This window comes from Algihabitans albus, from assembly GCF_003572205.1.
Lineage (GTDB): Bacteria > Pseudomonadota > Alphaproteobacteria > Kiloniellales > DSM-21159 > Algihabitans > Algihabitans albus.
Genome location: NZ_QXNY01000004.1, coordinates 835,047 through 842,552 on the forward strand (window position 1 = coordinate 835,047; position 7,506 = coordinate 842,552).

Consider the following 7,506-nt stretch of genomic DNA (forward strand, 5'->3'; position numbering starts at 1 on the left):
GAACGATCCCGATCCGCCTCACGGACATGCGCCTCAGGCCGCCCGCACCTGATCCAGAAAGTTGGCGACCTCCTGCTTCAAGCCGTCGATTTCGCGGGATAGGTCCTTGGTCGCGTTGGAGACTTCGCCGGCCGTCGAGCGTGTCTCGTCGGTCGAGGTCCGGACGTTGGACATTTCATCGGATACCGCGCGCGTCGCCTCCGCCGCATTGGTGGTGTTGCTGCTGATCTCTCCAATCGCGGCGGTCTGTTCTTCGACGGCGGCGGAAATCGCGGTCGCCACCTCGGCCAGTTCGCCGATGGTCTGCCGGATGCCGCCGATCGCCTGGACCGCTTCGCCGGTTACGGACTGCATATTGCCGATCTGATTGGCGATCTCTTCCGTCGCCTTGGCCGTCTGACTGGCGAGATTCTTGACCTCGGAGGCGACCACCGCGAACCCCTTGCCGGCCTCACCCGCACGGGCGGCCTCGATCGTGGCATTGAGGGCCAGCAGATTGGTCTGCTCCGCGATGTCGGAAATCAGATTGGTCACTTCGCCGATCTTCTGCGCCGCCTGAGCCAGGCTCTGGACGGTCTGATCGGTGGTTTCCGCCCGTTGGACGGCGGCCTGGCTGATCCCCTGGGCGTGGCTGACCTGCTTGGAAATCTCTCCAATCGAGGCCGACATCTCCTCGGAGGCCGCCGCCACGGTCTGGGCGTTCTCGGTCGCCTGGCCGGCGCGCTCGCTGGCACCCGCTACAGCTCCCGCCGAGCGCTGAGAGATATCGCTGAGCCCCTCGGCTTGACCGCGCATCCGATCCACGCTGCCGGCTGCCGTTTCGACGACTTGGGCGACACTGGCCTCGAAGCGGTCCGCGAGCTCGGTCAGGGTCCGCTTGCGCTCCTGGGTGGCGTGCCGTTCCGTCTCCTGCTGGGCCTGGCCGAGCCGCTGCGCCTCGGCTTCCGCCGCGCGAGCCTGGGTCACGGCCTCCTCGGAGTTCGCGAAGGCCGCAACCAGCCTGTGGGTGAGCCAGAGCAGGACACCTGTCTCCACCACGACGATGACGGCGTGCAAGATGACGCGGCCGAGGTCCGCGCCGTCCGGAAAGACCGCGGCCGGCATGACGAAGTTGAGAGTCAGGTGGTGCACGGCCGTTGCCGTCGCCGCAACCAGAATCGTTCGCCAGTCGCAGAAGGCCGCCATCATGGCAAGGGCCGCAAAGAAGTACATATGCAGGTCGATCTGCCAGGGATGGCCGCGCAGTTCATAGATCATCAGGGCAATCTGCACCACGAAGGCGACGGCCGTGGCGTAGCGAAAGGCCGGGGCCTGAGGATCCAGCCGCCACAGGACCGTTGCAATGCCGGCGAAGAGAACCGCGACCCCGGTCGGCGCCAGCCAGTCGTGCTGCGCCATGATCGCGATCGCGGCGACGGTCAGCACATGCAGCCATAAGGCGGCCAACATGGCCTTTGCGACTTGCAGGCGTAGAGAGATCAGCGCGTTCATGCGTCAGCTCCGTCCGAAATCAGGCAAGCTCCGAAAGCCAGAGGATCGACGGCCACCAGGGCGCCCATCTCCCAGAGTTCGTTCCAGGCGAGTTCCTTGGGGAAGACGGCCACCAGGATGTTGGACCAGGCGCCGGGCCGTACCGTGCGTCCGTTCGCTTCCGCGACCGCGATCAAGGCCGCGTCTTGGCTTGTTCCCGGCGCGAAGATCAGCGCGACCTCCATCTCCGGCTGCGGTTGCCGCAGGGACAGAGTCAGCAACGCCAGAGCGGATAGTAAAATGAGCGCGGCTGCCAGCCGCAGGCCAGCCTTCTCAGCCTGCCGGTTGTCTGCAAGAGCTATCGACATGAAGAGGGCTTTCAAGTCTTCGCAACGAGCCTCACACTAGATTGAGATGTGCTAAGCATTCGTAAAAGTTGTGCGCCGACATACGGCTCCCGGTAGCAATCGCGGTCTCGCTACCGAGGGTTTTCCCGGCGAAGTCCAGCGTCTCGGAGCCGGCGCGCGGCTCGACTTGGCGACGGTCTTGCGCAGTGCCGATGGCGCGCTGCTGGCGGTGGGTTGGCGCACCATCAGGGCGCACCTTCTGCCGGGCCTCTGGATCGCGCGTTTCGTGTCTCCCACCGGATGAAGGGCCTTCCTGCAGAGACCGGAAACCTCCAGGTGGAGCCTCTGGTGCTTGACCGCCGCGCGCCGCTGCGCGAAGCAAGACGACCGCGCTACGATCATCACGCCATCATCAAGGGAACCGTTCAGCGTCATGGATGCCTCCACCCAAGACCGTTCCGCCGCCGTCGAGGCTGCGGAAGCTTACTTTGACGACGGCCGCTTTCGGGCCGTTCTGGCACGCCGGGTCGCCGTTCCCAGCACGAGCCAGGAGGTCGACAAGCGCGCCCACTTGCGGCGCTACCTGGCAGAAGAGATGACGCCCGAGCTGGAACGCATGGGGTTTCGCTGCAGCCTGCACGACAATCCGGTGATCGAGGGCGTGCCCTTCCTGGTGGCTGAGCGGATCGAAGATCCCGATCTTCCGACCGTTCTGACCTATGGGCATGCCGACGTGGTTCGCGGTCAGGAGGGAAGTTGGCGAGACGGCCTCGACCCCTGGGCGCTGGTGACCGAGGACGAGCGTTGGTACGGGCGCGGCACGGCCGACAACAAGGCGCAGCACTGCATCAACATCGCGGCTCTGGGTTTCGTGCTGTCCACCCGCGGCCGGCTTGGCTTCAACGTCAAGGTGCTGCTGGAGACCGGCGAGGAGGTTGGCTCGCCGGGGTTGCGCGAGTTCTGCCGGGCCGAGAAGGACCGGCTTGCGGCCGACCTGCTGGTTGCCTCCGACGGACCACGGCTGAAGCCCGAAGCGGCGACGCTCTACATGGGGTCGCGCGGCGTCTTCAACTTCCGGATCAGGCTGCACTCCCGCGACGGCGCGCATCACAGCGGCAACTGGGGCGGCGTCTTGACCAATCCTGGCGTTCGGCTCGCTCATGCGCTGGCGGCCGTCGTGGGCCCGCGGGGTGAGATAAAGGTACCGGACCTGCGCCCGGCCCCCCTGTCCAACAAGCTGCGCTCCGACCTCGGCAAGCTGGAGTTCGACGGCGGCGACAACGCGCCGGAGATCGATGCCGGCTGGGGCGAGCCGGGCTTGACCCCGGTCGAACGGCTCTACGGCTGGAATGCTCTGGAGATTCTCGCCTTCGGCACCGGCGATCCGACGGCGCCGGTCAATGCGATCCCCGGCGAGGCGGTCGCCACCTGTCAGCTTCGCTTCGTCGTCGGCACCGACTGGCGCGACATCGTGCCGGCGGTGCAGCGGCACTTGAAGGCGGAAGGCTTCGACGACTGTACGGTCGAGCCGGCCGAGGCGACCCCCATGCCGGCGACGCGGCTGGACAGCGATCATCCGAGCGTCGCCTTTGCCGCCGCCTCGCTGGATCGCACGCTGGGCCATCCGCCGATGCTGCTGCCCAATCTGGGCGGTACCATCCCGAACGACGCATTCAGCGAGATTCTCGGCATGCCCACCGTCTGGGTGCCGCACTCCTACGCAGGCTGTCAGCAGCACGCTCCCGACGAGCATGTGCTCGCTCCGGTCTGTCGCGAGGGGCTGCAGATCATGACCGGGCTATGGTGGGATATCGGCGAGAATCCCACGGCGGCCGTTGGCCGCCTTTAACGTAAATTCCACAGCGGCCGTCGGCCGCCATTAAAAGGCAAGGCCATTGGCGGCCTCTGAAGGCACGGCCCTCCGATTGCCTTCGGAGGTTCGGCGGGCCTGACGGCTTGGCCCTCCGCGCCTATATCCCGCGTGACCCGCCTTTCTGGATCAGGAGATTTCATGACCGCCACGGACACCCACGCCGACACCGATCGTACGCTGCTGGAGGATGTGGTCGCCAAAGCCAAGGCGCAGGGCGCCGATGCGGCCGATGCGATTCTCGTGCGCGGCTGGTCGCTCTCGCAGGAACTCCGCCACGGCGAGACCGACCGGCTGCAGCGCGCCGAAGGCCAGGACCTTGGCTTGCGCGTTCTGATCGGCCGGCGTCAGGCCATGGTCTCCACGACGGACATCGGGGCGGACGCGCTGCGGGCCCTGGTCGAGCGCGCGGTCTCCATGGCGAAGGTGGTGCCCGAGGACCCCTACTGCGGCCTGGCGGCCCCGGAGCAACTGGCCGAGGCGCGCCCGGAGCTGGATTTGCTGGATCCTGAAGAACCTTCGCCCGACACTCTGATCGAACGCGCCCGCCTGTGCGAGGAGGCCGCTCTGGCGATTTCCGGGGTGACCAATTCCGACGGGGCCGCTGCGGCCTGGGGGTCCAACAGGGCCACCCTGGTCGCCTCCAACGGCTTTTCCGGCAGCTATGCCGGCTCCAACCATGCGGTGAGCTGTTCGGTTCTGGCCGGCGAAGGACTGAAGATGGAGGGGGACTACGACTACTCCACGACGGTCTTCGGCGCCGACCTGGAGGATCCGGCCGAGGTCGGTCGGCGCGCCGGCGAGCGGGCGGTCAAACGGCTCAATCCGCGCCGTCCGAAAACGGGACGCTATCCCGTGGTCTTCGACCCGCGCGTTTCCGGCGGACTGCTGCGCAGCTTGGCCGGGGCGATCAACGGCGCCGCGGTGGCTCGTGGCACCTCCTTCCTGAAGGATAAGCTCGGCGAACGGATCTTTGCCGAGGGCATCGTGGTGTTCGACGATCCTCACCGCAGCCGGGGTCTGCGCTCGCGCCCCTTCGATGCCGAGGGACTTCCCACGACGCAGCGCCGATTGATCGACGACGGCGTGTTGACCACCTGGCTGCTCGACCTCGCGACGGCGCGGCAGCTCGGTCTGGAGTCGACCGGCCATGCGTCGCGCGGCGTGTCGGGTCCGCCATCGCCAGCGGTCACCAATCTCTACATGGCGCCGGGCAAGGTCAGCCGCGAGGCGCTGCTCGAGGACATCCAGGAAGGCTTCTATGTCACGGAGATGATGGGGCAGGGCGTCAACCCGGTGACCGGCGATTACAGCCGCGGCGCCGCCGGTTTCTGGATCGAGGGGGGCGAGTTGGCCTATCCGGTCAGCGAGGCGACCATCGCCGGCAACCTCAAGGAGATGTTCGCCCAGATTACGCCGGCCGACGACTTGGTCTTCCGTACTTCGGTCGACGCGCCGACCCTGCGCATCGATGGCACCACCGTCGCCGGGAATTAGATCGAAGAGCGATCGGCCGGAATCTTTTCGTGGTTCCGGCAATTGCTCTCGGTATGGCCATGATCGAACAGATGAAGCGAGGTCTCGGCGATCGGTGAATCGCTTCGTGGTTCTTTAGAAGCGCGATTGAACCCCAATCGCCGTACCGACGCAAAACGGCACGAGGCCTCGTCGGCTCCGTGCCGTTTCGGTCAGGATCGCTGTTTTTGCGCGACTGAGGGAGAGCGGCTAGTCGCCCTTCGCAATCTGAGGCGCTGTCCTCAGCGTCGCCATCAAGTGGTCAACGCGCTTCCTCTCGGCCTGGAAGGCGGCGAGTTCGTCGCCCTTCAGAACCTCGCCGCTGGGCAGCTTGATGCTCCGTGGGTTCACCTGAGCCCCCTCGACCAGGACCTCGTAGTGCAGGTGCGGACCGGTCGAGCGACCGGTCGATCCGACGTAGCCGATCACCTGACCCTGCTTGACGCGCGTACCCGCAGACACGCCCTTTCCGAATTTGGAAAGGTGAGCGTAGGCCGTCTTATAGGTCGAGTTGTGGCGGATCCGAACGTAATTGCCGTAGGCGCCCCAGCGCGCGGCCTTCTCCACCACACCGTCGCCGGCCGCATAGATCGGCGTGCCGGTTGGGGCGGCGAAGTCCAGGCCCTTGTGCATCCTGTTGTAGCCGAGCACCGGATGGCGGCGCATGCCGAAGCCGGACGACAGGCGGGCACCGTCGACCGGCGTGCGCAGCAGGGTCTTGCGCACCGACTGGCCTTCTTCGTTGAAGTAGTCGGTGACGCCGCTGCCGGGTGTGTGCAGGTAGAGCCGCACCGGCTTGCCCGACAGCACCAGTTCGGCGAAGAGGATGTCGCCCGACTTGACGAAGGCGCCCGTCTCGTCGCGGAAGCCGTCGAACAGCAGCCGGAAGGAATCGCCCTTCTGGATATCGCGTTGAAAGTCGACGTCGAAGCTGAAGGTGCGCATGGCGTCGACCAGCACGTCGTGCGGGACGTCGGCGGCCAGCGCGGCTTCGAACAGGGAAGAATCGATTTCGCCTTCAGCGTAGCGCGGTTCGGACGCGAGCTGACGTTCGATCGCCCGCGCGACGAACGTCGTGTCCTCCCGGTCGCGCACCACTTCGATGTCCTGCTCGACGGAGGGACGGAAGCGTATTGACAGCAGCGGCAACTGCGCCGTTGCCCCGTCCCTTGCGGTCTCCGTGGCGGCCGCCGGTATCAGCGTCATGTTCGCGCCGTTCGCGGCGCGGACCGGAGTTCCGAAGGTCACGGCAATCTGCTGGCCCACCCGCAGTTTGCGAGGGCTGAAGACTTCAGACAGAGCCTCGATGGCCTCGTAAGCCTGCGTGCGCTGGGCGCCGGCGCCGATCAACAGGCCCATCAGCGTGTCGCCGCGTTCGACCTTCAATTCGGTTTCCGTCGTACGGGCTTCACCCGTCTGGGCCGGCAGCTCGTCGTGCAGGCGCAAATGGTAGGCGCTCACGAGCATGGCCTGCGCCGTGGGCGCAAGCTCCGCGTCCAGGTCCGGCGCTGGCGGCGACACGACTGATGAATTGGGTGAAGTCAGGGGGAGGAGGGTCAGTACGCCAGCGGCCAAGGCGACGGTAGCGACGACGGCGCCGAAATGGCGACGAGAACGAGGATGGCTCAAAATTCCTCCCTTGGCCCCTGTGGGCGACAGTGTGACCGTTTTCACTTACGCCGCGATCCTTGCTATCGCGTTAACCCTAAGCTGTTTGTAAACAGGCCTTTGCCTTACATCGCAGAAGCAGCCGCAGTTCCCGCAGCGTTCGGACCGAGCCTCGCAAAGGCGCCGAACGGGGGTGCCCAAGATTGGGCGCGACTCGGGTAAATTGTTTAGTGGACGAACATGCGTAAGTACTCCGAATCTGTCAACGATTAGGGTTAACGCTATACTATTGAGGTGCCGCTCGGGCCGCGTCTAAGGCGCTGGCCCGGTCCGCTGCGGCGGCGTTGCCGAAGGGAAGAAGCCCGGAAGCAGGGAGCGCAGCCGACGGTTGAGGCGCAGGCGGTCGGACGAGCGGTGCAAGGCGCGATCCAGGCGGCGCGCCGAGCTGGCGTTCGATTTGTCGCGGACGCCTGGGTGTTGCTGAAAATTTCTATTGAAATCAAAGCGGTATGTGATTTCCGCTCGACCCGGTTCCGACCGCAAGAAAGATGCAACAAAAGGGTTTGACAGTCTGCGGGGATCTGCCTATACCACCGCTCCGCAGCGCGTCGGAGGGACATCTCCCGCCGCGCTGCTTTCGGTCTCAGGGTCCTGGAAACGGGCCCTCAGGATCGCGCTGATTGACATTGTTGGTAT

The 7,506-nt window shown here is 65.7% G+C and carries 6 protein-coding genes; 3 read left to right on the forward strand and 3 right to left on the reverse strand.

Annotation, left to right across the window (positions count from 1 at the left end; genetic code table 11):
* Nucleotides 1-33 precede the first annotated feature (33 nt).
* A complete protein-coding gene (locus DBZ32_RS14030) occupies nt 34-1,491 on the reverse strand; it encodes a methyl-accepting chemotaxis protein (RefSeq protein WP_119167726.1) in 1,458 nt (485 codons plus the stop codon).
* A complete protein-coding gene (locus tag DBZ32_RS14035; protein ID WP_119167727.1) occupies nt 1,488-1,838 on the reverse strand; it encodes a hypothetical protein in 351 nt (116 codons plus the stop codon). The genes DBZ32_RS14030 and DBZ32_RS14035 overlap by 4 nt, the downstream gene beginning before the upstream one ends.
* 70 nt (nt 1,839-1,908) lie before the next feature.
* On the opposite strand from DBZ32_RS14035, the gene DBZ32_RS14040 reads away from it, so the two are divergent.
* From DBZ32_RS14040 to DBZ32_RS14050, 3 genes are all read left to right on the forward strand, one after another.
* Entirely contained in the window at nt 1,909-2,121 is a 213-nt protein-coding gene (locus tag DBZ32_RS14040; protein ID WP_119167728.1) for a hypothetical protein, read from the forward strand.
* A 129-nt stretch (nt 2,122-2,250) separates the two neighbouring features.
* The gene (locus DBZ32_RS14045) at nt 2,251-3,666 is read left to right on the forward strand and encodes a M20 family metallopeptidase (RefSeq protein WP_119167729.1); all 1,416 of its coding nucleotides are present in this window, start codon (nt 2,251-2,253) and stop codon (nt 3,664-3,666) included.
* A gap of 162 nt (nt 3,667-3,828) precedes the next feature.
* On the forward strand, nt 3,829-5,184 hold the full coding sequence (locus DBZ32_RS14050) for a TldD/PmbA family protein (protein ID WP_119167730.1): 1,356 nt from the start codon (nt 3,829-3,831) through the stop codon (nt 5,182-5,184).
* A 228-nt stretch (nt 5,185-5,412) separates the two neighbouring features.
* On the opposite strand, the gene DBZ32_RS14055 is transcribed toward DBZ32_RS14050, so the two are convergent.
* Nucleotides 5,413-6,723 (reverse strand): M23 family metallopeptidase, encoded by a 1,311-nt coding sequence (locus DBZ32_RS14055; protein WP_162906756.1) that lies wholly within the window; start codon nt 6,721-6,723, stop codon nt 5,413-5,415.
* Nucleotides 6,724-7,506: the final 783 nt, after the last annotated feature.